The 25,013-nt window shown below is 71.9% G+C and carries 30 protein-coding genes and 3 pseudogenes; 15 read left to right on the top strand and 18 right to left on the bottom strand.

From position 1 onward, the window contains the following. Positions 1-21: 21 nt before the first annotated feature. Positions 22-318 (bottom strand): helix-turn-helix domain-containing protein, encoded by a 297-nt coding sequence (locus SAVERM_RS38385; protein WP_037650879.1) that lies wholly within the window; start codon positions 316-318, stop codon positions 22-24. A 67-nt stretch (positions 319-385) separates the two neighbouring features. Continuing rightward, on the bottom strand, positions 386-1,273 hold the full coding sequence (locus SAVERM_RS38380) for an alpha/beta hydrolase (RefSeq protein ID WP_010988870.1): 888 nt from the start codon (positions 1,271-1,273) through the stop codon (positions 386-388). Positions 1,274-1,610: 337 nt separating this feature from the next. Between SAVERM_RS38380 and SAVERM_RS38375 the strand changes: the two genes are divergently transcribed. Continuing rightward, entirely contained in the window at positions 1,611-2,471 is an 861-nt protein-coding gene (locus SAVERM_RS38375) for an endo alpha-1,4 polygalactosaminidase (RefSeq protein WP_037650881.1), read from the top strand. Positions 2,472-2,473: 2 nt separating this feature from the next. Here SAVERM_RS38375 and SAVERM_RS38370 read toward each other — a convergent pair whose 3' ends face one another. Genes SAVERM_RS38370 through SAVERM_RS38360 form a run of 3 tightly spaced genes read right to left on the bottom strand, consistent with a single transcriptional unit; the run spans position 2,474 to position 3,741 of the window. Continuing rightward, positions 2,474-2,743 (bottom strand): hypothetical protein, encoded by a 270-nt coding sequence (locus SAVERM_RS38370; protein WP_037650884.1) that lies wholly within the window; start codon positions 2,741-2,743, stop codon positions 2,474-2,476. After that, the gene (locus SAVERM_RS38365; RefSeq protein ID WP_010988868.1) at positions 2,740-3,270 is read right to left on the bottom strand and encodes a flavoprotein; all 531 of its coding nucleotides are present in this window, start codon (positions 3,268-3,270) and stop codon (positions 2,740-2,742) included. Before SAVERM_RS38365 ends, SAVERM_RS38370 begins: the two co-directional genes overlap by 4 nt. A gap of 9 nt (positions 3,271-3,279) precedes the next feature. Then, on the bottom strand, positions 3,280-3,741 hold the full coding sequence (locus SAVERM_RS38360; protein ID WP_010988867.1) for a nuclear transport factor 2 family protein: 462 nt from the start codon (positions 3,739-3,741) through the stop codon (positions 3,280-3,282). Between the two features lie 126 nt (positions 3,742-3,867). Here SAVERM_RS38360 and SAVERM_RS38355 point away from each other — a divergent pair, with 126 nt between their 5' ends. Further along, positions 3,868-4,422 carry a TetR/AcrR family transcriptional regulator gene (locus SAVERM_RS38355; RefSeq protein ID WP_010988866.1) on the top strand — a complete coding sequence of 185 codons (555 nt, stop codon included), beginning with the start codon at positions 3,868-3,870 and terminating at the stop codon, positions 4,420-4,422. 347 nt (positions 4,423-4,769) lie between these two features. Here SAVERM_RS38355 and SAVERM_RS38350 read toward each other — a convergent pair whose 3' ends face one another. From SAVERM_RS38350 to SAVERM_RS38340, 3 genes are all read right to left on the bottom strand, one after another. Continuing rightward, complete coding sequence (locus SAVERM_RS38350) at positions 4,770-4,967, bottom strand: ferredoxin (protein WP_037650952.1); 198 nt, start codon at positions 4,965-4,967, stop codon at positions 4,770-4,772. Positions 4,968-5,067: 100 nt separating this feature from the next. Continuing rightward, positions 5,068-6,276, bottom strand: coding sequence for a cytochrome P450 (locus SAVERM_RS38345; protein ID WP_037650886.1), 1,209 nt, complete (start codon positions 6,274-6,276; stop codon positions 5,068-5,070). A 60-nt stretch (positions 6,277-6,336) separates the two neighbouring features. Beyond that, positions 6,337-7,086, bottom strand: a complete 750-nt coding sequence (locus SAVERM_RS38340) for a hypothetical protein (protein ID WP_148663783.1) — start codon at positions 7,084-7,086, stop codon at positions 6,337-6,339. On the opposite strand from SAVERM_RS38340, the gene SAVERM_RS38335 reads away from it, so the two are divergent. The 3 genes from SAVERM_RS38335 to SAVERM_RS38325 all read left to right on the top strand — a co-directional run bounded on the left by SAVERM_RS38335 (position 7,056) and on the right by SAVERM_RS38325 (position 9,015). Then, entirely contained in the window at positions 7,056-7,565 is a 510-nt protein-coding gene (locus tag SAVERM_RS38335; RefSeq protein WP_010988862.1) for a GDSL-type esterase/lipase family protein, read from the top strand. The two genes, SAVERM_RS38340 and SAVERM_RS38335, sit on opposite strands and share 31 nt — an antisense overlap. A gap of 209 nt (positions 7,566-7,774) precedes the next feature. Then, entirely contained in the window at positions 7,775-8,407 is a 633-nt protein-coding gene (locus SAVERM_RS38330) for a LysE family transporter (RefSeq protein WP_010988861.1), read from the top strand. Positions 8,408-8,571: 164 nt separating this feature from the next. After that, entirely contained in the window at positions 8,572-9,015 is a 444-nt protein-coding gene (locus SAVERM_RS38325) for a nitroreductase family deazaflavin-dependent oxidoreductase (protein ID WP_010988860.1), read from the top strand. A gap of 164 nt (positions 9,016-9,179) precedes the next feature. Here the strand turns inward: SAVERM_RS38325 and SAVERM_RS38320 are convergent, their stop codons facing one another. Beyond that, the gene (locus SAVERM_RS38320) at positions 9,180-10,250 is read right to left on the bottom strand and encodes a cation diffusion facilitator family transporter (protein ID WP_010988859.1); all 1,071 of its coding nucleotides are present in this window, start codon (positions 10,248-10,250) and stop codon (positions 9,180-9,182) included. A gap of 108 nt (positions 10,251-10,358) precedes the next feature. On the opposite strand from SAVERM_RS38320, the gene SAVERM_RS38310 reads away from it, so the two are divergent. Together SAVERM_RS38310 and SAVERM_RS38305 are read left to right on the top strand one after the other, a co-directional pair. Continuing rightward, positions 10,359-11,375, top strand: coding sequence for a glutathione S-transferase family protein (locus SAVERM_RS38310; protein ID WP_010988858.1), 1,017 nt, complete (start codon positions 10,359-10,361; stop codon positions 11,373-11,375). 36 nt (positions 11,376-11,411) lie between these two features. Beyond that, complete coding sequence (locus SAVERM_RS38305; protein ID WP_010988857.1) at positions 11,412-11,720, top strand: DUF4235 domain-containing protein; 309 nt, start codon at positions 11,412-11,414, stop codon at positions 11,718-11,720. A gap of 27 nt (positions 11,721-11,747) precedes the next feature. Here the strand turns inward: SAVERM_RS38305 and SAVERM_RS38300 are convergent, their stop codons facing one another. The 3 genes from SAVERM_RS38300 to SAVERM_RS38290 form a co-directional block, all read right to left on the bottom strand. After that, a complete protein-coding gene (locus tag SAVERM_RS38300; RefSeq protein WP_010988856.1) occupies positions 11,748-12,140 on the bottom strand; it encodes a VOC family protein in 393 nt (130 codons plus the stop codon). An 82-nt stretch (positions 12,141-12,222) separates the two neighbouring features. Next, the gene (locus SAVERM_RS38295; protein ID WP_010988855.1) at positions 12,223-12,687 is read right to left on the bottom strand and encodes a pyridoxamine 5'-phosphate oxidase family protein; all 465 of its coding nucleotides are present in this window, start codon (positions 12,685-12,687) and stop codon (positions 12,223-12,225) included. Positions 12,688-12,818: 131 nt separating this feature from the next. After that, the gene (locus SAVERM_RS38290) at positions 12,819-14,318 is read right to left on the bottom strand and encodes a hypothetical protein (RefSeq protein ID WP_048894238.1); all 1,500 of its coding nucleotides are present in this window, start codon (positions 14,316-14,318) and stop codon (positions 12,819-12,821) included. Between the two features lie 247 nt (positions 14,319-14,565). On the opposite strand from SAVERM_RS38290, the gene SAVERM_RS38285 reads away from it, so the two are divergent. Further along, on the top strand, positions 14,566-14,928 hold the full coding sequence (locus tag SAVERM_RS38285) for a DUF1304 domain-containing protein (protein ID WP_010988853.1): 363 nt from the start codon (positions 14,566-14,568) through the stop codon (positions 14,926-14,928). Positions 14,929-14,933: 5 nt separating this feature from the next. Next, positions 14,934-15,497 (top strand): TetR/AcrR family transcriptional regulator, encoded by a 564-nt coding sequence (locus SAVERM_RS38280; RefSeq protein ID WP_010988852.1) that lies wholly within the window; start codon positions 14,934-14,936, stop codon positions 15,495-15,497. 15 nt (positions 15,498-15,512) lie between these two features. On the opposite strand, the gene SAVERM_RS38275 is transcribed toward SAVERM_RS38280, so the two are convergent. Further along, complete coding sequence (locus SAVERM_RS38275) at positions 15,513-16,370, bottom strand: hypothetical protein (RefSeq protein ID WP_037650891.1); 858 nt, start codon at positions 16,368-16,370, stop codon at positions 15,513-15,515. A 145-nt stretch (positions 16,371-16,515) separates the two neighbouring features. On the opposite strand from SAVERM_RS38275, the gene SAVERM_RS38270 reads away from it, so the two are divergent. Next, on the top strand, positions 16,516-17,220 hold the full coding sequence (locus SAVERM_RS38270) for an alpha/beta fold hydrolase (RefSeq protein WP_010988850.1): 705 nt from the start codon (positions 16,516-16,518) through the stop codon (positions 17,218-17,220). A 147-nt stretch (positions 17,221-17,367) separates the two neighbouring features. Here the strand turns inward: SAVERM_RS38270 and SAVERM_RS38265 are convergent, their stop codons facing one another. Beyond that, positions 17,368-18,315 carry a GlxA family transcriptional regulator gene (locus SAVERM_RS38265; protein ID WP_010988849.1) on the bottom strand — a complete coding sequence of 316 codons (948 nt, stop codon included), beginning with the start codon at positions 18,313-18,315 and terminating at the stop codon, positions 17,368-17,370. Between the two features lie 71 nt (positions 18,316-18,386). Between SAVERM_RS38265 and SAVERM_RS38260 the strand changes: the two genes are divergently transcribed. Beyond that, positions 18,387-19,334 (top strand): NADP-dependent oxidoreductase, encoded by a 948-nt coding sequence (locus SAVERM_RS38260; RefSeq protein ID WP_010988848.1) that lies wholly within the window; start codon positions 18,387-18,389, stop codon positions 19,332-19,334. 29 nt (positions 19,335-19,363) lie between these two features. Here SAVERM_RS38260 and SAVERM_RS45145 read toward each other — a convergent pair. Beyond that, positions 19,364-19,681, bottom strand: a pseudogene (locus SAVERM_RS45145) (zinc-binding dehydrogenase); the annotation flags it as partial. Between SAVERM_RS45145 and SAVERM_RS45140 the strand changes: the two are divergent. Further along, positions 19,670-19,765, top strand: a pseudogene (locus SAVERM_RS45140) (MarR family transcriptional regulator); the annotation flags it as partial. The pseudogenes SAVERM_RS45145 and SAVERM_RS45140 overlap by 12 nt on opposite strands. 234 nt (positions 19,766-19,999) lie before the next feature. Beyond that, the gene (locus SAVERM_RS38250) at positions 20,000-20,380 is read left to right on the top strand and encodes an anti-sigma factor antagonist (RefSeq protein ID WP_078234601.1); all 381 of its coding nucleotides are present in this window, start codon (positions 20,000-20,002) and stop codon (positions 20,378-20,380) included. Positions 20,381-20,526: 146 nt separating this feature from the next. Here the strand turns inward: SAVERM_RS38250 and SAVERM_RS38245 are convergent, their stop codons facing one another. Beyond that, positions 20,527-21,480 carry a ribose-phosphate diphosphokinase gene (locus SAVERM_RS38245; RefSeq protein ID WP_010988846.1) on the bottom strand — a complete coding sequence of 318 codons (954 nt, stop codon included), beginning with the start codon at positions 21,478-21,480 and terminating at the stop codon, positions 20,527-20,529. 159 nt (positions 21,481-21,639) lie between these two features. Here SAVERM_RS38245 and SAVERM_RS38240 point away from each other — a divergent pair. Together SAVERM_RS38240 and SAVERM_RS38235 are read left to right on the top strand one after the other, a co-directional pair. After that, positions 21,640-21,870 (top strand): annotated as a pseudogene (locus SAVERM_RS38240) (GTP-binding protein); the annotation flags it as partial. A gap of 296 nt (positions 21,871-22,166) precedes the next feature. Further along, positions 22,167-22,850 carry a DUF4230 domain-containing protein gene (locus SAVERM_RS38235; protein ID WP_010988844.1) on the top strand — a complete coding sequence of 228 codons (684 nt, stop codon included), beginning with the start codon at positions 22,167-22,169 and terminating at the stop codon, positions 22,848-22,850. A gap of 18 nt (positions 22,851-22,868) precedes the next feature. Here the strand turns inward: SAVERM_RS38235 and SAVERM_RS38230 are convergent, their stop codons facing one another. Together SAVERM_RS38230 and SAVERM_RS38225 are read right to left on the bottom strand one after the other, a co-directional pair. Then, positions 22,869-24,626 (bottom strand): complex I subunit 5 family protein, encoded by a 1,758-nt coding sequence (locus SAVERM_RS38230; RefSeq protein WP_010988843.1) that lies wholly within the window; start codon positions 24,624-24,626, stop codon positions 22,869-22,871. Beyond that, a complete protein-coding gene (locus SAVERM_RS38225; protein WP_037650897.1) occupies positions 24,626-24,973 on the bottom strand; it encodes a sodium:proton antiporter in 348 nt (115 codons plus the stop codon). The genes SAVERM_RS38230 and SAVERM_RS38225 overlap by 1 nt, the downstream gene beginning before the upstream one ends. Positions 24,974-25,013 lie beyond the last annotated feature (40 nt).

The following is a 25,013-nucleotide window of genomic DNA, read 5'->3' as shown; positions in this document are numbered from 1 at the left end:
CGAAAGGTCAGCCGGTTCGCCCTACGGCGGGAATTCGGGTAACGTCCCGTCCCCCTTCTGCCCGGAATTCAGGGACCGTTGCGTTCGAGGCCGGTCCGGTAGACGGCCGAGCGGGCTTCCGTAGCGTTGCCGGAATGCCCGGCCGAAGGGGAACGGGTCGGCGAATCCGGAGGCGGCGGCCACGCGCTCGACGGACAGCTCGGTGGCTTCCAGGAGCCGTGCGGCGTGCGGCAGCCCGGCGTCGCGCAGCGCCCGCATCGGGGACCGGCCGAGCGGCTCGGCGACGAGGTGCGCGAGACGGGACGGCGAGAGCGACACGCCGCCGCCAGCCGGCTCGGCAGGTTCGGGCGGCGCCCCCGTCCAGCGGGCTTCGGTACGGCCGGCGTCAGGAGGCGAAGTCGAGGATGGCGTCGGCGACCGCCCTCGGGTTCTCCAGCAGCATGTCATGTGTGCTGTCGATCTGAGCGAGCGTCACATCTGGTCGCTGGGCGGCCAGTTCGGCGAGGTCGCGGGCGAGCCCTCGGGCGTAGGCGGCCATCAGGTCGTCGAACCACTTCAGTCCCGGGACGGACGCCGCGGGCCGCAGAGCGCAGCCGAGCAGCAGGGGGCGGGTCATCCGCCGGAACAGGGCGAAGAGGTCCAACGACTCGATGAAGTCCAGCATTTCCAGCGCGTGCCTGCGCTCGGGGCGCACCTCGAGGCCGCCTCCGGGCCGTTCGCGGACGGAGCGCAGTACGCCCGCCTCCAGCAGCTCGTACGGGATGCCCAGCCGGTCCGACGTCGCCCGCTCCCGGGCGAGCAGGTCCTTGAGTCCGCCGGCGAGCAGGGGCTGTCCCCAGGTCGCGGCGGCCAGTTTCGGCAGCCGCCGGCGGTGTTCCGCCACAAACTCCGCGTCGAGCCCGACGTACTGGTCCGGTCGCCCCCACCCGTATCCGTCGAGGTTCACCGCGCCGGGTGTCACCTCCGGGTGCTCCAGGGCGTACAGCACCGCGATCATGCCGCCGAGGGAGTGGCCGACCGGCAGCGCGCCGGGGATCCCGTACTCCTCCATGACCGCTTCGATGTCGCCCAGCACCTCGGGGAGGCTCCACGGCCCGGACGGGGACAGACCGTGGCCGCGCAGATCGACGGACAGCACCCGGTGCCGCGGTACGAGGAGCGGGGCGACGGCGGCCCAGTCGGCGAGGGTGCGCCGGGCGCCGTGCAGAAGGAGCAGGGGTGAGCCGTCGCCCCCGTGGTCGTGGACGGCCAGCGCGATGCGGTCTCCTGTCATGTCCTGACAATAGACCGCGGGTCAGGGTTCCACGGGAAGGTTCACCCGGCCGGGGCGCGGGGCTCCATGAGCGGACCGAGCGCCGGCGGGGCGTCGCCGTGTCGCGCCCCCGTCGGGCGACCGGCCGCCCGCGCGGTGGCGTGATCGTGACCACGACGGCGGCACGGCCTTGACGCGGGCCGTCGCGAACGGCTTTGATCTTGGCGTGCCGGGCCGCGCGCTCCGGCACACAGAGGTGCGCCCAGCCGGTAGCGGAGTCACGTCCAAGCCCGGCCAGAGTCGCCAGGAACGCCGAAGCGTCCGAGGCGGGGTCGTACTCGCGATTGATGGAGCGGACATGCCCGTCAAGCGTGTTGCCCGTGCCGCAGGAGCCGGCACGGCCGCCGCGCTGATGGCCCTCACGGCGCTCGTGGGCTGCGGTGCCGACGGAGGCCCCACCGACGCCTCCCCGAAACCGAAGCCGGACGCCACGGCCACCGCGCCCACCTCCGTCCGGCTCCCCCCGCTCCACGCCGGTTTCGACTACCAGATCGGCGGCGCCTACCGCCCGCCGTCCGGCGTCCGCGTCGTCAGCCGCGACCGTGCGGCCTCGCCCGCGCCCGGCCTCTACAACGTCTGCTACGTCAACGCCTTCCAGGCCCAGCCGAGCGAGCGGGGGAAGTGGCCCGCCGATCTCCTGCTGCGGGACGCGCGGGGCAAGGTGGTCATCGACCGCGACTGGGACGAGCCGCTGCTCGACATCGGCACGGCGGCCAAGCGCGAGCGGGTGGCGGCGCGCGTCAACCGCTGGATCGACGGCTGCGCCGCCAAGGGCTTCGACGCGGTCGAACCGGACAACTACGACAGCTACACCCGCTCCCGGCACCTGCTCACCGCCCAGGACGCCACCGCTTTCGTCCGCCTGCTCTCGGCCCACGCGCACGCCCGGCACCTGGCCATCGCGCAGAAGAACACGGTGGAGCTGGCCGGGGTGAGAAAGAAGGCGGGGCTCGACTTCGCGGTGGCGGAGGAGTGCGGCGCGTACGACGAGTGCGGGGCGTACGCGAAGGCGTTCGACGACCGGGTGCTCGTCATCGAGTACACCGACAGCGGTCTGCGCAAGGCCCGTTCGGGCTACGGCGGCCGGTTGAGCATCGTGCGCCGGGACGTGCTGGTGTCGACGCCCGGCAGCACGGACTACATCCGCCGGACCCGCTGACGTCAGGCCGCGACGACGCGGGCGACCGTACGCCGTCGGCTGCTGCTCGGGGCGGCCTCGCCGGCCGCCGTCCCTGGCTGCGCGGCGGCGCCGGTGTGGACGGCCGGGTCACCGTGGAGCCGCGACCGGGCCGGAGCGAGGCGGGCAGGAAGACCGTGGAGGTCGTACGCGCCCACGGTGACCACCTCCGGCCGGAGCAGCGCGCGATGCTCCGGCCACTGACGGCAACCGGCCGTCCTCGCCGCGGCGTCGGGGGCCGCGGGCACCGTCATCGGCCGTCGAGCAGATCCAGGGCCCGCTCCCACCGGAACTCCGGGCGCCGGCCGTCCTCCCCCACGTCCCCGGAGTACGGGTCGCCGAACCGCACCCCCATGCCCCGCAGCCGCTCCAGGCTCGCCCGGTATGCGGGGTGGGCCGTCAGCGCCGCACTCACGCAGGGCAGGACGGCGATCGGGACACCGAGTCCGTACGCCTCGCACAGGGTGCCCAGCGCGAGGGTGTCGGATATGCCCGCCGCCCACTTGTTGACCGTGTTGAAGGTGGCGGGCGCGACGACCACGGCGTCGGGTGCCGGGAAGGGGCGCGGGTCACCCGGGGAGCGCCAGGCCGAGCGAAGCGGGCGGCCGGTCCGCGCTTCGACCGCGGCGGTGTCGAAGAAGCCCGTGGCGAGCGGCGTCGCGATGACGCCGACCTGCCAGTGGCGCTCCTGTGCCGCGGTGATCAACTCACCGACGTCCGCGGCGATTCCGGCGGCGCAGACAACGAGGTAGAGGAAGGGCTTCTCGGCCTGTTCAGTCACGCGGGAACCCTACTGAACGGGGAAGGACCGCCCTCGCTCCGCTTCCGGCCGGGGCCCGAGGATCCGCCGCTCCCGCTCCTCGATCCGCACGTCGTGGATGCCGGCCTCCCGGCGCGTCATCAGTCCGTGCTCGTCGAACTCCCACAGCTCGTTGCCGTACGAGCGCCACCACTGGCCGTCGGCGTCCTGGCACTCGTACTGGAAGCGGACGGCGATGCGATTGCCGTCGAAGGCCCAGAGGTCCTTGCGCAGGGCGTACTCCCGCTCGCGCGCCCACTTGGCCGTCAGCAGTTCCACGATGGCGGCGCGGCCGGTGACGAAGGTGTCGCGATTGCGCCAGACCGAGTCCGGCGAGTAGGCGAGCGAGACCTTGTGCGGGTCTCGGGTGTTCCAGGCGTCCTCCGCGGCCTGGACCTTCTGGGCCGCGGTCGCACGGGTGAAGGGCGGCAGGGGCGGGCGGTCGTCGGTCATGGGATGCCTCTCCGTCTGACGGGCCGAACATGGAGAACGTACGTTCTCAGGACCCTGGCTGCTAACGTAGAGAACGATGGTTCTCTACGTCAAGAGCACCTGGGAACGCCAAGGAGTGGCCCGTTCATGGAGATCGCAGTCGCCCGCGAGCAGGCGCTGGACGCCGCCGAGAAGCTGTTCTACGGCCGGGGCATCCAGTCCGTCGGCATGGATGACATCCGCGGCGCGTCCGGCGTCTCGCTCAAGCGGCTCTACCAGCTTTTCCCCGCCAAGGAACAGCTGGTCGAGGCGTATCTGGAGCGACGCGACATCCACTGGCGGGAGCGGCTCGCGGCGCACGTCGACCACCACCGGGACGCCGGGGAGCGGATCCTCGCGGTGTTCGACTGGCTGCGACAGTGGTTCGCCGAGAGCGACTTCCGCGGGTGCGCCTGGATCAACTCGTACGGCGAACTGGGCGCCGTCTCACCCCGCGTGGCCGCCCAGGTCCGCGCCCACAAGCAGGCCTTCCGGGGCTATCTGGCCGGCCTGGTCTCCGACGCCGGCCTGCCCGCGTCCCTGGCCGACCAGCTGTACCTGCTGGCCGAGGGCGCCATGGTCACCGCCGGCATCAACGGCACGACGGACCCCGCCGATCAGGCGAAGCAGGCCGCGCGGGTCCTCCTGGAGGCCTGCCGCTAACCGGCCCTTCCGAGCCGTCGGCAGCGGGGCCGCCGCAGCGTCGGCCCCCGACACCGCGGCCCTGCCGCCGGGCGCGGCGACGGAGCTGAAGGGTGCGCGGGCCGTGGCGGAGCAGACCGTACCGCTGCTCCGCCGACGGTCGCGCGTCGCGGGGACGGCGCTCGTGAACGGGCCGTGGGAGTCCTCATGGCGCCGGGCGGACGACCGCGCGTCGCGCTCACCCCGCCGGTCGAGGAGGACCCGATCACGTCGTACGAGGTGATCGTCGCCGGCCCCGTACACCCGCGCCGGCTCCACCTGGCCGTCCAGGGCGGGCGAGCGGCCCGGGCCCGCGGCCCCCTCAGGCGTCAGCTTGCCGACCGCGGGACCGTGATGGCCCCCACCGGGCAGGACCGTGCGGCCTCGCGCACCATCGGGTCGCCTGCCCCGTCCTCCCGGCCGGGCAGCAGTTCGCTGAATCCGTCGTCGTCCTGGGTGAAGACACCGGGCGCGGTCAGGGCGCACTGCCCGGCACCGATGCAGAGGTCCCGGTCGATCACGATCACGTTGTCGTCGCTGTTGCTGCCGTTGCTGTTGACGTTGCCGTTGCTGTGGGAGTTGTTGCCGTTGCTGTTGTTGCTGTCGTTGTGCATGGACCGCAGCCTCTTACCAGGTCACGGGGAGTTCCAGCATCCCCTGGATCGTGTCGCCCGGTTTGAAGGGGATCTCGTCGGCCGGCGCCGCCAGCCGCAGGCCGGGCAGCCGCTCGAAGAGCGTGCCCAGGGCGATCTCCATCTCGGCCCTGGCCAGGTTCTGCCCGAGGCACTGGTGGATGCCGAAACCGAAGGCGACATGGTGGCGGGCCGAGCGATGCCAGTCCAGGGCGTCGGGCTCGGCGAAGCCGGCCGCGTCGCGGTTGATGACGGAGGTCGCGAAGACGACGCCCTCATCGGCCCTGATGGTCGTACCGGCCACTTCGATGTCCTCGGTGGCCACCCGCAGCAGCCCGTCGGCGATGGACAGGAAACGCAGCAGCTCCTCCACGGCGGCGGGCATGAGGCCCGGCTCGGCCCGCAGCTCGGCCAGCTGTTCGGGATGCCGGAGCAGGGTGAACGTACCGAGCGAGATCATGTTCGCCGTCGTCTCGTGTCCGGCGATCAGCAGGAGCGTCGCCAGGGAGACCAGCTCGGCGCGATCCACCGTGCCCCGGTTCAGCTGCTCCTGGATGAGATCGTCCAGGAGCCCGTCCCCGGGTTCCTTCCGCTTCCGGTCGATCAACGCGTACAGGTAGTCGTCCAGTTGGGCACGGGCGTCCTGGACCTCGGCGATCCCGGGGCCCCGCAGCAGCCTGCGGGACTGGGACTCGAAGAAGTCGTGGTCGGCGTACGGGACGCCGAGCAGGGCGCAGATCACCATCGAGGGCAGCGGCAGCGCGAACGCGCTCACCAGCTCGGCCGGCGGGCCCTGTGCCTCCATGGCGTCGAGCAGCCCGTCGACGGTCTCCTGGATGCGCGGGCGCAGGGCGGCGGCCCGCTTGAGGGTAAAGCTCGGGACCAGCATGCGGCGCTGGGTGCGGTGCTCGGGGTCGTCCACACCGAGCAGCGCCACCCGGCGGGTGCGTACGGCCTCGAACCGCTCGGTGGTCGCGGGGAACCTGGGCAGCGTGCGGTCGGAGGAAAGCCGCTGGTCGGAGAGGAGTGCACGGGCGGCGGCGTGCCCGGTGACCACCCACACGCTGCGTCCGTCGTAGAGGGAGACCCGCGACAGCGGACGCCCCTCGCGCAGCGGGTCGTAGGCTGTGGGCGGGTCGTAGGGACACGTGCGGTCCTGGGGGAAGGCGACGGGCGCTGACACGGACGTACCGGGCTCTGTCATGAAAGACCTCGCAGGCGAAGACTTGCTCTTGCCGATCTCCATTAGATGCCCAAGGCACCTTTAGTGCCACTCGAACTTCGGCCAGGTCCACGGGATGCCGGAACTGGCCGAACCCCGTCGCACCGATGCGGGCAGGCACCCGTCGTCCACCGCCGTGAAGCCTGAAGCCCCCGCGGTACGAACGCGACGGCCGGGAAGAAGGGTGACCATGACCGGCATACAACAGACCGTCGCCGTATGGGCTCCGAGCATGGTGCCCTTCGGCCGGTCCTTCCGCGACCAGACCGTGCGTATGGTGGTTCGTCCGAGCGCCGGGGGAACCCGTGCGCGCCTGCGGCTGTCGAACCTCCACGGCCCGGCCGAGCTGACCGTGGGCGCCGTCAGTGTGGCCCCCGAGGGTCGGCCGCCGCGGCCGGTCTCCTTCGACGGTGCCACGAAGGCGGTGATCGGCCGCGGCCGGGAACTGCTCACGGACGTGCTGCCGGTCGATGTCGAGCGCGGGCAAAATCTGCTGGTCAGCGTGTATCTGCCGGGCTCGACCGGGCCCTCGACCCACCACCGGGACGCCTTCGAGACGACATACGTCTCCGCGCCGCGCTCCGGCGATCTCACCGCCGAGGACGGCCTCGACGGGTTCACCGCCACGGAGACCTCCTGGTACTTCCTGGCCGGGCTGACCGTCACCACGGACGAGGTGGACGGCACCCTGGTCGCCTTCGGGGACTCGATCACGGACGGCGCGAACACGACCACCGGCGCCAACCGCCGCTGGCCGGATCTTGTGGACGCGCCCCGGCTGGCCGTCGTCAACGCCGGCACCGGCGGCAACCGGGCTGCTGTCGGACTGGACCGACTCCGCGGGCGTGCGCCGCTTCGCACACGACGCGCTCGGCCATCCCGGGATCCGCGCGGTGATCGTGCTGACGGGCATCAACGACATCCTCGGCGGCGAGAACGACGCCGGACGCCCGCTCACCGCACGCGACCTCGTCGACGGCTACCGTTCCCTGATCCGCGAGGCGCACGAGTCGGGCGTACGCGTCATCGGCGGGACCCTGCTGCCCTCCCGCACGCTCACGGACGCCCAGAACGCCCTCCGCGAGGAGGCCAACGAGTGGATCCGCACCGGCCGGCACTTCGACGGTGTGGCCGACTTCGAGCGGGTGATGGCGGACCCGGACGATCCCCGCGCCCTCGCCCCCGGCTACGACAGCGGCGACGGACTGCACCCCAATGACGCGGGCATGGCGGCCCTGGCCGGCGCCGTCGATCCGACGACGCTGACCTGACACGTCCGCGCCCACCCGACAGGACGACGGCGGCCCACCCGACGGGACACCGAAGATCCCCGTAATTCGCTTGCGCGGACAGCCCCGCGGCCCCAGCATCTGCGCATGTCCACCATCGAAGCCTTGCTGCCGCCGACCCCCACCGCCGCTCGTCCGGTGCGGGTCCAGCAGCAGCCCGGCCGACCGCGGAGGCCTACGCTTCCGCGGTCGTGACCGCCGCGCTCGTCGCGGGGCTTCTCGCGGGCTACGGCATCGCCGTGCCCGTCGGAGCGGTCGCGACCTATCTCGTCTCCCTCACCGCCCGTACGTCCCTGCGGACCGGGGTGTGCGCCGCGCTCGGCGTCGCCACCGCGGACGGGCTCTACGCCCTGGTGGCCGCGCTCGGCGGCTCGGCGCTCGCCGCCGCGCTCCAGCCGGTGCTGGTACCACTGCGCTGGGCGTCGGGGCTGGTGCTGATCGCGCTGGCGGTCCGCGGCGCGACGGCCGCGGTTCGCCACTACCGCTCGCCGCGGCACGCCGCCGCGGCCCGGCGGACCCCGCCGAGCCCGGCCCGGGCGTACCTCGGGCTGCTGGGGATCACGCTGCTGAACCCCACCACCGTGATCTACTTCGCCGCACTCGTGCTCGGCAGCCGGGCCGCTCAGGCGGTACTGCCGCTGGAGCAGGGCGTCTTCGTCCTCGCCGCCTTCGTCGCCTCGGCCAGCTGGCAGGTGTTGCTGGCCGGGGGTGGTGCGCTGCTCGGGCGGGCACTGACCGGGCGGCGCGGTCGGCTGGTGACGGCGCTCCTGTCCAGCGCGGTGATCCTGGGGCTGGCGGTGCGCATGCTGATGTCGCCGGCGTGACCGGAAAACCAGTGACCGTCCGCGCCGGGCAGGTGCGCCGCGACTCGCCGTTGCGGATGAATCCGCTGCCCGCTGGTGTTGAATCCTGGGTGCGCGGTCTTGGGAGTTGGCTCGTGAGGCCGCGCGACGAGACAGCAGTCGTACGCGACGATGGGACGGAAGTCATGCCTCTTGAGGGCGAGTACGAACCCAGCCCGACGCAGTGGGTACGTGACCAGGTGGAGTTGTACGAGAGCTCCGGCGGCACCAAGGGAACGACGCTCATGGACACGGGGCTGCCCGTGATCATCCTCACGACCCTGGGTGCCAAGAGCGGCAAGATCCGCAAGACGCCGTTGATGCGCGTCGAGCACGACGGGAAGTACGCGGCGGTGGCCTCGCTGGGTGGCGCGCCCAAGCACCCGGTCTGGTACTACAACGTCTTGGGGACTCCCGCGGTGGAACTCCAGGACGGGGCCGTGCGCAAGGAGTTCACGGCCCGTGAGGTCACCGGCGAGGAGAAGGCGCAGTGGTGGGAGCGGGCGGTCGCCGCCTATCCCCCGTATGCCGAGTACCAGGAGAAGACCGACCGCGAGATCCCCGTCTTCGTGCTGGAGCCGGCCGGCTGACACCGGGCACGGCGGCGGCCCGTACCGCACTCCCCCGTTCCGGTATGGGCCGCCTCTCCTCGCCGTACCGACGGGAGGACGACCTCACATCTTCCGGCTTCCAGCTGTTCGCGACCGCCTCCGAATCCGCGGGCATGAACCCCTGGCCGCCGGGCACCCGTCCTTCAGGCCCCGCCGCGCTCCCCCGTCGCGGCGGGGCTTTCTGTTTCCCCCGCCCGGTCCGCCGCCAGCGCTCGCGCGTCCGTCACGTCAAGGAAGATCTGGTCGGCCTCCGGGATCAGATGGGCGACCGAGCGTTTGATGCGCACCGCGACGTCCTCGACCTCCTCGCTGTCCAGGCCCGGGACCAGGTCGACGCGGGCGGCGACCAGGGTGGAGTGGAGGCCCAGTTGCATGGTGAGGAGCGACTCCACGCTGTCGATCTCGGGCTGTGCCTCCAGCAGGGCCCGGATCCGCCCGCTCAGCTCGGGGTCGGCGGCCTGCCCGATGAGCTGGTCACGGGCGTCGCGGCCGAGCCGGTAGGCGACGTAGACGAGCAGCGCGCCGATCCCCATCGAGGCCGCCGCCTCCCAGACCACCTGCCCGGTGACCATGTGCAGCGCCATGCCGATCATCGCCAGCGTGACGCCGAGGACCGCGGTGCCGTCCTCGGCGACGACCGTCCGCAGCGCGGGGTCCCGCAGCCCTTCCGCCGCGGAACCCCGCTGCCCGCGCACCTGATGCAGCGCCCGCAGCAGGGACGCGCCCTCCGCGAGGAGCGCCACACCGAGCACGATGAGGCCCGCCACATAACCGCTGTGCGATTCCTCGGCTCCGCTCCGCAGCGCCTCGATGCCCTGGAAGAAGGAGAAGCAGCCGCCCATCACGAAGATGCCGACGGCCGCGAGCAACGACCAGAAGAACCGTTCCTTGCCGTAGCCGAACGGGTGCCGCTGGTCGGCCGGCCGGCGGCTGCGGCGCAGGGCGGCCAGCAGAAAGACCTCGTTCAGGCTGTCCGCCACGGAGTGCGCCGCCTCCGAGAGCAGCGCCGGCGAGCCCGCGAGGAGGCCGCCGACGGCCTTGGCCACGGCGATCACCAGGTTGGCGCCCAGCGCCACCAGCACGGTGATCCGGGTCTTGCGGTCCGAGGCGTCCGCGGACGAGTCCGCAGAAGGGTCCTCGGAGGAATCCGCGGAAGAGTCCGCGGGGGTCGAAGAAGCGTGGTTCGAAGAGTCCGAAGAGGATGTCCTGCTCACTTTCGCCGCCTTCCCCCGTCGGCTCGTCTCACACGGTGACCGGCTCGGCGAATCGGGGGGCGCTCAGCGGGGCACTCGTATCCGGGCACAGCGGGAAGGTGAGACGCCATGAGCGAGGGCAACGGCAACAGCGCGTACGGACGGAAGGCGTTCAAGCGGTCCAGGAGCCACTTCACGGACCGGATCACGGCCGACGGCCGGGACGGCCGGCCGGTGGAGGCCGGCCGCTACCGGCTCATCGCCAGCCGCGCCTGCCCCTGGGCGAGCCGGGCACTGGTGTCGCGGCGGCTGCTCGGTCTGGAGGACGCGCTGTCGTTGGGTGTCGTCGATCCGGTCCAGGACGACCGCAGTTGGCGGTTCACCCTCGACCCGGACGGCCGCGACCCCGTGCTCGGCATCCGGTACCTCAGTGAGGCGTACGACGCACGGCAGCCGGAGTATCCGGGCGGCGTCAGTGTGCCGGCGATTGTGGACGTGCCGAGCGGGAAGCTGGTCACGAACGACTACCAGCAGCTCACCCTGGATCTGGCCACCGAGTGGAAGGCCCTGCACCGGCAGGGGGCACCGGACCTGTATCCGGCCGGGCTGCGCGACGAGATCGACGAGGTGATGGCGGACATCTACGAGGACGTCAACAACGGCGTCTACCGGGCCGGCTTCGCCACCGGCCAGAAGGAGTACGAGGCGGCGTGCGCCGGAGTCTTCCACCGCCTGGAGCTGCTCGGACAGCGGCTGGCGGACCGGCGCCATCTCGTCGGGGACTCGATCACCGAGGCGGACATCCGGCTGTTCACCACGCTCGTCCGCTTCGACGCCGTGTATCACGGCCACTTCAAGTGCAACCGCTGGAAGCTCACCGAGCACCCGGTGCTGTGGGCGTACGCACGCGACCTCTACCAGACGCCCGGCTTCGGCGACACCGTCGACTTCGACCACATCAAACGGCACTACTACCAGGTCCACACCGGCATCAATCCGACCGGCATCGTGCCGCTCGGGCCGGACCTCGCGGGCTGGCTCACGCCCCATCACCGGGAGCGGCTGGGCGGCCGGCCGTTCGGCGACGGGACACCGCCCGGGCCGGTGCGCGAGGACGAGGAGATCCCGGCTCAGGGACGACCCTGACGGGCTACGACGGAAGACAGGACACAGGAGACAGGGATGGCCAGGAACAAGCAGAAGAAGATGAAGCTCCCGCTCGTATACAAGCCTCTGGGGTTCGCACTCAGCTGGGCGAGCGGAGCGCTGGCCGGGCTCGCCTTCCAGCAGGCGTGGAAGGCGATTCGCCACGAGGACAACGCCCCCGACGCGCTGGACCAGGACCGCGGCTGGGGCGAGATCCTGTTCGCCGCGGCCGTCCAGGGCGCCATCTTCGCGGTAGTCCGCAGCGCGGTGGACCGCACGGGCGCGAAGGCCGTCGAACGGTCCACGGGGGTGTGGCCGGACGGGAACAAGGGCGGCCGGGACTGACCCGGCCGCAGCCGCCCGGCCCGCCGCTCACCCCTGCTTCGGCGCTGTCGGCCGTGCGCAGCGCAGGGTGAAGGAGTGGCCGGCCGGGTCGGCGTAACCGCGTTCCTCGAACGGGCCCTGCGCGTCCTTCGTGTCCAGCGGGCGGCCGCCGAGGCCGACGACCTTGCGTTCCGCCGCGTCGAGGTCCTCGACGTGGAAGTCCAGATGGGCCTGGAGGGAGTTCTCGGGGCGCGGCCAGCTCGGCGGCGTCGCCATCACATCGCGGCGGAATGCCATCCGCATCCCGTCGGCTCCCCGGATCTCCACCCGGTTCGCGGTCGCGTCCGTCTCCTCGGCGTCGAGCAGTTCCCTGTAGAACGCGGCGAGCTTCTCGGGCTCGGCGCAGTCCAGGACCACGACGCCTGCCACTACGAGTGCCATGCTTCCTCCGTCACGGGTTCCGGGGCGCGGACGGCGGCACCAGCCGCCGTCTCTACGCTCCCGGATACCCCGTCCCACGGATTCAGTCGGTCACGAGCCACTCCCCGTCCCGCATCAGTTCGCGCCCGGACAGCTCGTTGGCCTCGCGCCAGGCCTGCACACGCCGCGGGCTGATCCGGAAGTAGAGGTAGGAGGTGGTGAGCCGGCGCGGATCGAAGCCGGTCTTCTCGGCGAAGGTGTCGCCCACGCCGTCCGGGAGGCCGGCGGGCTCCAGCGGCAGCGCGGTGCCTTCGACGAGCACCAGGTCGCGGGTGGGTCCGATACCCAGGCGCACCCGGCCGGTCTCGCTGAGGTTGCGTCCGGTGGGGCTCGCCGCCGGGGTGGCGACCAGGAATGTCTCACCGTCCCAGAGGTAGGACAGGGGAACCAGATACGGCGCTCCTCCGTCGGCTCCGGCCGTGGACACCCAGGCGTCGACGTCCAGTTCGAGCCGGTTCAGGGTGTCCTGTATGCGCTGCTTCGCGGTGCGGGCGGGTGGGGTCGTCATCCTGGTACAGCCTCCTTGTGAGTGAGCGTCGTTCGGACCGGACCGCCCCGCTGCACGAAGACCGTCCCGCGTCCTACGGAGATGACACGCCCGAGCCTGCAAAGGTGACCGGTTACGATCCCCCGGCCGGCTCACGCCCGGCGCAGCATCCGGTTGGCGCCCGTCGCCGCCGTGGTCGCGAGCAGCCAGCCCAGGCAGATGAGGAGTACCGCCGCCCACTGGAGGCCGCCGCGCGGGCTGAACGCCTGTTCCTGTCCGAAGTCGACGAGCGGCAGCAGCAGGTCGAACGTGTAGATGGCGGCCTGGAAGTGGGGCGGCTTGCCCGGTTCGACGGCCTGTGGCGGCCAGGCCGTGAACAGCAGGGTGCCGCTGAGCATGATCGCGAACAGCCACCACACGGCGCGCATCGGCCGGTAGCCGTATCCGACGGTGAGGTCCTGCAGCCCTCCCCATACGCGCCCCGGCCAGGGCAGGGTGGTCCGCAGCCGCCGTTGCTTGGCGAGCAGTACGGTGCGCGCTTCGGCGTCCCGGCCGTGCAGCCGGTACACGGCCGCCAGTTGCTCGTAGGGCTGCGGGGTGAAGCCCTCGGGGTCACGGGCGAGCAGCGGAAGCCGTTCCGCGGCCGGGAGTTGGGGCAGGAGACTGTCGTAGACGACGCCTTCCATGCGCAGCGCCAGGGGCCACTCGCCCGGCGCGCCGGTCAGGAGGGTCAACCGGGTGTGGCTGAGGTCCACGGTGCCGTGCACGGGGCCGCTGAAGCTCAGGTCGAGGTCGGATGCGGTGGAGCGGCGGCTGACCAGCGCCGGCTGTCCGGCCGGTACGTCGATGGAACCGTTCTTGAAGCAGAGCTGGCTGCGTACGGTGATGCTGCTCATCGACAGTCTGCCGTGCGCGACGAAGCCCTCGCAGCACTTGAACTCGGCCCCCACGTCGATGCCGTGGGCGCGCAGGGCGGGCCCGTGCTCGGCGGTGAGCGAGGCCCCTTCGAAGCGGACGCCGCCGCCCACCCGGGCGTCGCACACGTCGACGGTGCCCTCCGCGACGAGTCCGCCGCGGCAGTCCAGGTCGCCGCCTATGTGCAGCCGGTTGGCGTGCAGCGCCGTGCCCCGTGGGTTGAGGAGTGCGGCGCGCCGGAGGATGACGCTGCCGCCCACCGAGCTGTCCCGCAGGTCGGCACCGCCGGTCAGCCGGCTGTCCTCCAGATGCAGGGTGCCGCCGATCGAGGCCCCGTGCATGTCCAGGGCGCCCTGCACCCGGCAGCCTCTGATCTCGCACTTCCAGCCGATGGTCACGCCCACCGCCGACAGGCCCGGCAGAGTGCAGTCGCGCAGCTCCAGGGCGCCCAGGGACGCGCCGTCCAGACGGGGCGCGTGCTCGAAGCGGCAGTTCCGCAGTCGCAGCGCTGCCGCGACGACGGCCTCCTCCAGGTCGAGGCGTCCGGTGACGAGCACGTCCCGCAGTCGCAGGCGGGCCGGATGGCCGGGCTCGGCCTGGGGCGGGGCGAGCAGCAGCCTGCGCACGGCCGAGGCCCGGACCTCGCCCCCGTCCGCGTACCACTCGCCACGGCGGAAGGCGGCCCACATCCCCCGTTCACTCTCGCTCCAGCCGACCGGCGCGATGCTGCCCGACACGTCAACTCCCCCTTCACCAAGGCAGAACACGGCCACGTGACCAACGGCACGCAGGGGCGCGGGACGACATGGGAAGTCGCACGAGCGCCAAGATCACCGTAAAGGGAGTCACCGCACCGCCGTGACCGTCACCGGGCTTCCGCCACGGCCGTCACCCGCCGCACCCCGGGATTTTCATGGACACCCGTCCAGCTATAGTGGACACCTGTCCATGAAGTGGCCGAACGAACAACGGAGCCTGTCGACGATGGAGATCCTCGCGAACGTGCTGGTCGGGCTGGTCGCCGCCCTGCACGCGTACATCCTGGTCATGGAGATGTTCCTGTGGGAGAAGAAGCCCGGGCGGGGGCTGCACGGATTCGACCCGGAGATGGCGCGGGCCACGGCGCCGCTGGCCGCGAACCAGGGGCTCTACAACGGCTTCCTCGCGGCGGGCCTGGTGTGGGGTCTGATCGCCGGCGACCCGACCGGATTCCGTGTGCAGGTCTTCTTCCTGGTGTGCGTCGTGATCGCCGGCGTGTACGGCGGGCTCACCGCGAACCGCCGCATCCTGTTCGCCCAGGCCCTGCCAGGAGCTCTCGCCCTGGCCGCCGTACTCATCGCGCACTGAGCCCGGTGAGCCCCGTGCCATGGGAGGACCCGCGGGCCGCCCGCACCCGCGCGAAGCTGAGGGAGGCCCTCCTCCACGAGTGCGCCGCGCACCCGCTGGAGGAGGTCAGCGTGGCCGCGCTGGTACGCCGGGCCGGGGTCGGCCGCGCCACGTTCTACGTGCACTACGCCGACCTGGAGGCGCTGGCGGTCGACGCCTGTGCCGATGTCGTACGCGACGCGGTGGACGCGCTGCACGCCTGGCGCGGCCGCCCCGACCCGGTCCGCGCACCCGAGGCACTGCGCGCGTTCCTCGCCGGCCTCGCCCCGCACACCGCCCTGTACCGCGCCCTGCTCAGCCCGGGCGGTGGCGGCCCGCTCGGCCGCGTACTGCACCGTGATCTGCGCGCCCGCAGCCTCAGCGAACGCACCCTCGCGGGCGCGGCCGACGCCCCGCTCGTGGCCTCCGCCGTGGCGGCGACCTTCGCGGGGGTGCTGGCCGACTGGCTGCACGGCCTCCTCGACGCGACGGCGGACGACATCGCCGATCAGGCCTGGCAGTTGCTGGTCGCGTTGCACCGCAGCCGCTGACCTGGGCGTCGTCAATCACTTGCAGCCCACACTCTCCTTCGTGGCCGGCCAGAGCTCCACCCCGTCGGACGTGCGTACGTAGGCCTTCGACCTGTCGCCGGTGAACCACAGTTCCCGGTCGTTCAGGCGGTATCCCGTGTCGTGGGCGTCGGCGGGCATACGGACATGACCGTCGTACGCGGAGGTGAGCAGCTGACGGCCCAGCACCCCGTGCGGATCACGCACGTAGTGCCTCACGCCCTCACCCCGGCCGGTGTACAGGAAGACGGCGGACTGCCAGCCGCAGTGCTCCGGGCCGTCATTGCTGCTCACCACCGTCGTTGCCACGCGACGGCCGTCCCGGTCGGTCCAGATCTCGTAGGGCTTGGAGTCCGTGAAGCTCGCCGGAAGTTCGGCCGGGTCGCAGGACGCGCTCGACTCCGGACCCCAACCGGGCCGCCCCTTCTGGTCCTTGGCGACGACGACGGCGACCTTGGTACGGCCGTGGACGTCGAAGGAGTACAGGACCCGGTCCCGTTCCTCGCGCTCGACGCGATAGCCGTAGTGCGGATCCTCGGCCTGCTCCAGGTCGAAGTACGCCTGGAGCCCCTCCTCGGGCGTCGCCCCGCCGTCGTCCCGGCTCCACGAGCCGTCCGACGCCCCCGTGTAGATCTCGCCGTCGCACTCCAGGGCTCGCCCGGCCGCCCCCGCCACGAGCCGCACCGCCCGGGCGCTGTCCTCGTCGAGGTTCTTGGACGGGACCTTCAGCGGCCCGCTGTACGGCGTCGCCGGCGGCGTTCCGGTGACCACGAGATCGGCCCCGCTCCCGTCGTCGCACCCTGCCGACGCCGTCATGGCGACCAGCACCGCCACCGCCGCGATCCCCTTGCGCATTCCCGCTCCTGTCCGCCGAACGCCGTACCCGTCCCTCCTCCGACGCACTTGGGGCGGGGAACGTTCGGGCGGCCCGGCGGCCAAGGGGGCGCACCCGCCGAGGTGTTGGGGCGGCGATGTCAGACCCCCGCGTTACGTTGCCGCCATGACTCAATTCGTTTTGGTGGCAGGCGCGTGGCTCGGATCGTGGGCGTGGGACGAGGTGGTGCCTCACCTGCGTGCGGCCGGGCACGGCGCCCATCCGCTGACGCTGTCCGGCCTCGCCGACAAGCAGGGTGTGCCGGCCGGGCAGCAGACGCATGTGCGGGACATCGTCGACGAGGTCGAGCGCCTCGATCTGCGTGAGGTGGTGCTCGTCGGACACAGCTATGCGGGCATCCCGGTGGGGCAGGCCGCCGAGCGGATCGGCGACCGGCTGACGCGCGTCGTGTTCGTCGACTCGAACGTGCCGGCCGTCGACGAGTCGTTCGTCTCCACCTGGTGGGAGGGGCCGGCGAAGTTCGAGGCCGTACTCGCCGCGAACGGCGACGTCTGGCCGCCCCTGACTGCGCCCGACTTCGAAGGCCAGGGCCTCACCGAGGAGCAGATCGCACGGTTCGTCGGCCGCGCCACCCCGCACCCGGGCGCCACCCTGTCCGAGCCGGCGGTGCTGACACGTCCGCTCGGCGAACTTCCGGCGACGTACATCAAGTGCCTGCTCGACGGTCCCGAGCCGACCGACGACGTGGCCGAGCTGCTCAAGAGCGAGCACTGGCGGCTGGTCGAGCTGGACACCGGCCACTGGCCGATGCTCTCCCGGCCGACGGAGCTGGCCCGGATCCTGCTCGACGCGGACGGCTCCGCCGGCTGAGCCCTGCCCTGCCATGGACGGGCCCGGCGACCGAGCTGGACCGCCGCCTCCCGGCGCGCTCTAGTGCCGCGGCAGGCAACGTTTGCCCGTCAAGCTTGGGGGCGCGTGCCGGGCGTCGCGACGGGGCGAACGTTGCCTGTTGCGGCACTAGCGGGCCGTCTGGAACGTACGGCGGTACGCCTGTGGTGAGACTCCGATCGCCGCGTGCAGGTGCTGCCGCAGTGAGGCCCCGGTCGCGAAGCCGACCTCGCCGGCGATCTGGTCCACCGGCAGGTCACTGGACTCCAGCAGCTGGCGGGCGCGGGCGACGCGCTGCTGGATGAGCCAGCGGCCGGGGCTCATGCCCACCTCGTCGCCGAAGCGCCGGGCGAAGGTGCGCAGGCTCATCCGGGCGTGCCCGGCGAGATCGGCCAGCGCGAGCGGCTCGCCCAGCCGTTCGAGCGCCCACTGGCGGGTGGCGGCCGTGCCGGTGGTGGTGGGCCCGGGAACCGGGTGCTCGATGTACTGCGCCTGACCTCCGTCCCGCCACGGCGGCACCACGCAGCGCCGCGCGACCGAGTTGGCCAGCGCGCTGCCGTGGTCCTTGCGCACGATGTGCAGACAGGCGTCGACCCCGGAGGCGGCGCCTGCCGAGGTGAGGATCGGGTCGTCGTCGACGAACAGTACGTCCGGGTCCAGTGCCACGTGCGGGAACATGCGCCGGAAGTGGTCCGCCAACTGCCAGTGGGTCGTGGCCCGCCGCCCTTCGAGAAGACCGGCCGCCGCCAGCACGAACGCCCCCGTGCAGATGGAGACGATGCGGGTTCCGGGCCGGATCTGCGCGAGCGCGGCGGTGACCTCGGCCGGGAGTTCCGCGGTGACCGAGGCCGGTGTGACGGGCGGGATCACCACGGTGTCCGCCGTACGCAGCACCTCGGGGCCGCGCTCGACCATGACCGAGAAGTCCGCGTTGCTGCGCACCGGCTTCCCGTCGACCGTGCAGGTCACCACCTCGTACCGGCCGTCGGCCGCGCCGAAGATCCGGCTGGGGATGCCCAGCTCGAAGGGGTAGACGCCGTCGAGCGCCAGGACGACCACGCGTTCCACATGCCGCATGGCACGATCCTATCGAATATTGGCAATCATGCCATTCTCCTGACGGGCGAACCCCGGCAGGCTGGACCACCATGAGCACTGTGAACACCATGCGAGCCATCAGTCAGGACGTCCTCGGCGGTCCCGAGGTCCTCAAGGAAGTAGAGACGGAACGCCCCGCGCCGCGGCCCAACGAGGTGCTGGTCCGGGTGCGTGCCGCCGGGGTCAACCCGACCGACTGGAAGCACCGCGCCACCGGCGGCTTCCTCGGCGAGCCGCCCTTCGTCCTCGGCTGGGACGTCTCCGGCGTCGTCGAGGCGACCGGGATCGGCGTCGCCCGCTTCAAGCCGGGTGACGAGGTCTTCGGCATGCTGTCCTACCCGTTCGGCCACGGCTCGCACGCCGAGTACGTCACCGCCCCGGCCCGCGCCTTCGCGCACAAGCCGTCCGGGGTCGACCACATCCAGGCGGGCGCGCTGCCGCTGGTTTCCCTGACCGCGTGGCAGGCCCTGGTCGAGACGGCGGACGTGCGGCCGGGCCAGCGGGTGCTGATCCACGCGGCGGCCGGCGGGGTCGGCCACGTGGCCGTGCAGATCGCCAAGGCCCGCGGCGCGTATGTGATCGGTACGGCGAGCGCCGGTAAGCACGACTTCCTGCGCGGGCTCGGCGTGGACGAGACGATCGACTACCGGGAGACCGACTTCGCCGAGGCCGTGCGGGACGTCGACATCGTCCTGGACACGATCGGCGGCGACCACTCCCTGCGCTCACTGCGCGTACTGCGCCCGGGCGGGATCGTGGTGTCGATCCTGCCGGTCGGGTCGGACGACTTCTACGAGGAGGCCGAGCGGCTCGGCGTACGGGCGCTCAGGATGCTCGTGGACGCCTCGCACACCGGCATGAAGGCGATCGCGGAGCTCGTCGAGGCGGGCAAGCTACGCGCGACCATCGCCGAGACCTTCCCCCTGGCCGACGCCGCCAAGGCGCACGCGCTCGGCGACACCGGCCGCACCACGGGGAAGCTCGTGCTGACCATGTGAACGTCAGCACCGGCTTGATCGCCCCGCCCTTCGGTACCGAAGGGCGGGGCGCCGACGACGACCGGGGTGCCGCGCGCGGCGAGCGCGTCGGGCACCCTTGCGCGGCACGGCGACGCCGCCGGTGGTCTCCACGACCCCGCGGGCGCCCGTGCCGTCGGTCGTCTCCACGACCCGCCGGCGCCCTTGCCGTCGGTGAGGGCGAGCACCGCCTCGGCGGCGTCGGCGTCGCCCGCGTTCACGGTGTGCGTGGCGCCCAGTCCTCGTGCCGAGGGGAGCCGTTCGGCGACCTCGTCGACGACGATGACAGTCGTCGCGGGTGTCAGGACGGCGGCCGGCAGGAGTTGGAGGAGCGGATGATCCGGGACTTCAGCGCACACCAGGCCGATCAGTTCCGCCGGGCGTTGACCCGGGCCTGGCACGCACTGTCGTAGGCGCCCGGCACGCGTTGCCATGGACGCCCGGCGCGCACGGTCGTAGTCTCAATTCGAAGACATATGTCAATCGAACATGCTCAAATTCACTCCATCGAGGGTAACTTGCAGTGCGGGGAGCGGTGTTGAGCATCCCCGGGCCCCGGTGTCGCGTCCTAGCACTCAAGGACGTCGTCACCCCGGACCGGTGACCTGAAGCCCCGCCATGTGGAGCCGGTTGGAGGCGATGCCGTCATGCCGCAGGACCCCGCACCGCGCACCCGGCATCTGCACGTCCACCGGGTACGCGGCCATACGGTCCTCGAGTTCCGCGGCGAGATCGACATCGCCGCGGCCCTGGAGATCATCCCCGTGCTCGACTCCGTGACGGGACGCCCGGCAGCGCGCGTGGTGATCGACCTCGGCCCCGTCGAGTTCTTCGACTGCTCGGGGCTGCGCCTGCTGTACCGGGCCAGGAGCCGGGTCCTCGGACGGGGCGGACAGCTGCGGCTCGTCTGCACGCACGCGCTGACGCTGCGCATCCTGCGCCTGACCGGCCTGCGGACGCTGCTACCCCCCGCCGCGTCGCTGGACGAGGCCCTGCGGCAGGCCGAGGCCACGTCCGGATCCTGGTGACCTGCCGGGCGCCCAGCGCCCGCCGTCCCGCCGCCCCACAGCCCTGCCACCCTGCCGCCCTGCCCCCCCCTGCCGCCCTCACGGAGGGCGAGCCCAAGCCCTCGAACTCAGCTCCGCACGCGCCGAGTTCGAGGACCGCACGCCACCTATTCGCCCTGGGGCGCGTCGAACAGGGCGCTCACCGACTCGCCGTTGTGAATGCGCCGCACGGCCTCGGCCAGGGCGGGCGCGATGGAGAGGACCCGCAGCTTCCCGGTGCGCTCCAAGGCGGCGACCGGCACGGTGTTCGTGCACACGATCTCCAGCACGTCGGGCTGCTCGCTGAGCCGCTTGAGCGCGCCGGCCGCGAACAGGCCGTGCGTACAGGCCACTCGGATCGACCTCGGCCCCAACTCCCGCAACCGGTCAAGGAGTTCGAGCACCGTACTGCCCTTGGCGATCTCGTCGTCCAGCACGATGACATCCCGGTCCACGACGTCGCCGATGACGGCGCTGATACTGACCCGGTCGTCCGCGAACCGCTGTTTCGCCCCCGCGGCCACCTGCGCCCCGATCATCCGCGCGAAGGCGGCCGCCTCCTTGGCGTTGCCGAGGTCGGGCGAGACGACCGTCGTCCGGGAGAGGTCGTGGCCGCGGAAGTGGGCGGCCAGTTCCCGCAGGGCGTGAAGGTGGTCGACGGGCACCGAGAAGAAGCCGTGGACCTGCGGGGAGTGCAGCGTCATCGCCAGGACACGGCTCGCCCCGGCGGCCACCAGCAGATCGGCGACCAGCCGTCCGCCGATCGAGATGCGCGGCGCGTCCTTCTTGTCCGAACGGGCGTACGAGTAGTGCGGCATGACGACGGTGATCCGCCCCGCTGAGGCCCCGCGCGCCGCGTCGCACATCAGCAGCAGCTCGACGAGATGCTCCTGCACGGGGGCGACCAGCGGCTGCACCAGGAACACGTCCCGCTCGCGGCAGTTGGCCTGAAGCTGCACCTCGAGACAGTCGTTGGCGAACCGGCTCACCCGGGACGGACTGAGGGGCACACCGAGATGCGCACAGACCTCCGCCACCAGCTCGGGATGGGCACTACCGCTGAACACGGCGATGTCACGCACGGTCCGCTCCTCGCATGATCGAATCCGGGCTGCGCGCCACATGCTACTGACCGGACCCCCGGGAAATTCATTTGCGGTCGGCCGTGGCGGGTGCCGCGTCACGACCTCGCCACACGCCCGACCTCAGGGGACCGGAATGCGCCGATTCCTCGGAACCCCGGCGCGATCGACCGCCTCGGCAGCATCGACGCCGGCGACACCCGTACGGACGACGGGGAGATCGAGCGGCGGCGCGGCATCACCATCCGTTCGGCCGTCGCCGCCTTCACCGCCGGAGCCGTACAGATCAACCCCATCGACACCCCGAAGCACCCCGACTTCATCGCCGAGGCCGAGCGCGCCCTGGAGGTGCTGGACGGGGCGGTACTGCCGCTCTCCGCCGTGGAGGGCTTCCCTCGACGCGCCGGCCCCGGTGACAGCGCAACTGGCCGCGTACGACGCGGAGTTCCGGGAGACGACGGGCGGGCGCACGGCCTGGCTGATCACCGGTGAACTCCCGGCCCGGCGCGTGCGCGACGTCGAGCTGCGGCTGCCGGGGCTGACGCACGGGGAGGGGGTGTGGTGGTCCAGGCCTTCGGGCGACCGCGCACTGCGCTGATCGAGTAGCCCGCGTCATCAATTGGCCAACCGTGCGTTCTGTCGGGGGATGTGGCGGGCACTCGGGTAGAGAAGGGAGGACTGTCGACATGACGACGTCCATCAAGCAGACGCCCGGCTCGACGTCCAGTGAGCGCAAACGGATGCCCGGCTGGTTGAAGGCGGTCACCGCCCTCGTCCTGGTACTCGTGGTGCTGTTCGCCGGGCTGCGGCTCAGCGTGCTTCCGGGGCTGCGCGACCTGTTCGGGGAAGACACCCACGACCGGTCCGGGCCCACACTCCTCAAGTCCATCCAGGACATGAGCCGTTACGACGCGGCCTCGGGCAACTTCCAGGTGGTCGTGGACCTGGAGAAGGACGCCAAGCTCCTGCCGGACGCGATCCGCGGCACCCGCACGCTGTATGTGGGCGCGGGCACCGTGGACGCGTATGTGAACCTCGGCGGGCTCGGCAAGGACGACGTGAAGGTCAACGGCGACCGCACGTCCGCGACGATCAGGCTGCCGCACGCGGTGCTGGGCAAGCCCGCGCTCGACGCCGACCGCTCCTATGCCGTCTCCAAGCAGCGCGGTCTGCTGGACCGGCTCGGCGACCTCTTCTCCGACAACCCCAACAGCGAACGCGCCGTGCAGAAGCTCGCGGTCAAGCACATCGGGGAGGCCGCCAAGGACAGCGAACTCGCCGAACGCGCCGAGGAGAACACCACCAGCATGCTGGACGGGCTGCTGCGTTCGCTCGGCTTCAAGGAGGTGCACGTGACCTACGGTGCCTGAGCGGCCGCGTCAGCCGGCTCAGCCGCCGAGCACGCCGGGCAGGGCCAGCGCACCCAGCAGCGTCGCCCCCGCCAGCAGCCACGCCACGTAGTCCCCGATGTACCCGGACTGAAGGTGCCGCAGCGGTTCGGTCCAGCGCTGCTCACCGAGCAGCTTCGGGCGGGTCACGGCGAGGGCGGCCAGGCCGACTGCCACGGCCGTCGAGGTCAGTCCCAGGACGACGCCGGCCAGGGTCCAGTGGGGTGAGGTGACCGCCCCACCGGATCCGGCCTCGTTCACGGCGCGTGCCACCACACCGGCGAAGCCGGGCACCGCGCCCACGGCGAGCGCCGCGGCCAGCAGCACCGCGGGGACGGTGGTCATGGTGTCCGGGATCCGGCGCAGCCGGTGCCGGGTCTCGGGTTCCTCGCCGGTGCCGGTGGTCTCGTACGAGGACTCCTTCCGCGGCTTCGGCCCGAGCCCGTAGAACACGCGCGCCACGACCCGCAGCACCGCGCCCGCGGTGACCGCCGAGACGGCGACGAACAGGACGGTGAGCGGTCCGCCCACCGCCTCCTCCGTGATCGCCTTGCCCAGTGCGGTGCCGAAGGGCGGCAGTCCGGCGAGGCCCAGGGCGCCGATCAGGAACAGCACGGCCACCCCGCGCAGCTCCCGGGCACGCCCGTGCAGGGCGTGTTCGTCGACGCTGCCGTACCGGTCGAGCAGGATTCCGGTGCAGGCGAACAGGGCCGCCTTCACCCCGGCGTGTCCGAGGACGTACAGCGCGACGCCGTCGTCCGCCTCCGGCGTCAGCGTGCCGATGCCGATCAGGAACAGCCCCATGTGGGCGACCGTCGAGTACGCGAGCAGCCGTTTCACATGCCGCTGGTACCAGCACAGGACCGCGCCGACCACGCTGGTCAGTACGCCGAGCACCAGCAGGGCGCGTTCCAGGTCGGCCGCGGGGATGCCGCCGGGGCCGGCGAAGACGGTCCCGTAGACGCGCCAGACTCCGTACGCGCCGAGTTCGACCATCACGCCGGACAGCAGCATGCACACCGGTGTCGGCGCGACCGCGTGCGCGTCGGGCAGCCAGAAGTGGAAGGGCACGGCGGCCGCCTTGACCAGCAGCGCGGTGAGGACGAGAACGAAGGCGGCGAGGGTGAGGGCGTCGGGCCCGCCGTGCGCGTCGAGCTTGCGGCCGATCTGTGTCAGTCCGAGTTCGCCGGTGCGCGCGTACAGCAACGCGATGCCCATCAGCATGGCGTACGCGCCCAGCGAGTTGACGACGCCGAAGGTCAGCGCGCCCTGCACCGCCTTCGCCTCCTCGACCCGGTGCCCGGTCAGCGCGTAGGCGACGACGCTCATCAGCTCGAAGAACACGAACGCGTCGAACAGGTCCCCCGCGATCGCGAAGCCGCACATGCCGCCCTGGAAGAGCAGCATCAGCGCCGGGAAGGAACCCGCGTGGTGGGGCGGTTCCTCGAAGTAGCGCCAGGAATACGCGAGTGCCGACACGGTCAGCAGGGAGGCGAGCGCCGCCATGCCGAGGCCCGCGCCGTTGCCCACCAGGACGATCCCGACGCTCTCGCCGTCCCTGGGCAGCCATCCCCCGACCCATTCCACCAGCGGCGGCGAGGAGTTCAGCAGCAGGACGACGGCCAGGGCCGCCGTACCGGCCGAGACCGCGCAGCCGACCGACTCGGCGGCCACGCGCGGCAGCCGGCGGCCGGCCATGACGAGGAGGGCGGCCCCGAGCAGCGGCAGGGCGACGAGCAGCGGCAGCAGGTGGTTCATCAGCCGCGCAGCTCCCGCAGTTCGTCCGGGTCGACCGTGCCGTGGCGTTTGGAGACCTGGAGGACGAGGGCGAGCAGCAGGGCGGTGACGGTGGCGCCGACGACAACGTCGGTGAGGGCGAGGGCCTGCACGACGGGGTCCACGACGGGCCGCGAGCCGGGCTTGATGTCGGAGTAGACGGGGGCGGTGGCGCCGTCGCGGTAGCCGACGGTCAGCAGCAGGACGTAGGTGGCGGACTGGCAGACGGCGAGGCAGCCCACGGCGTGGATCAGATTGCGGCTGGTCGCGAGCCCGTAGCAGCCGGTCAGGAAGATCCACACGGCGACGAGATACGGCAGTACGGACATCACGTGCCGCTCCCCTTCCTCTCCTGTCTGCCCTGTCTGT

Source organism: Streptomyces avermitilis MA-4680 = NBRC 14893 (assembly GCF_000009765.2).
In the GTDB taxonomy this organism is placed as follows: Bacteria; Actinomycetota; Actinomycetes; order Streptomycetales; family Streptomycetaceae; genus Streptomyces; species Streptomyces avermitilis.
This window is presented reverse-complemented; position numbering and strand designations above follow the sequence as displayed.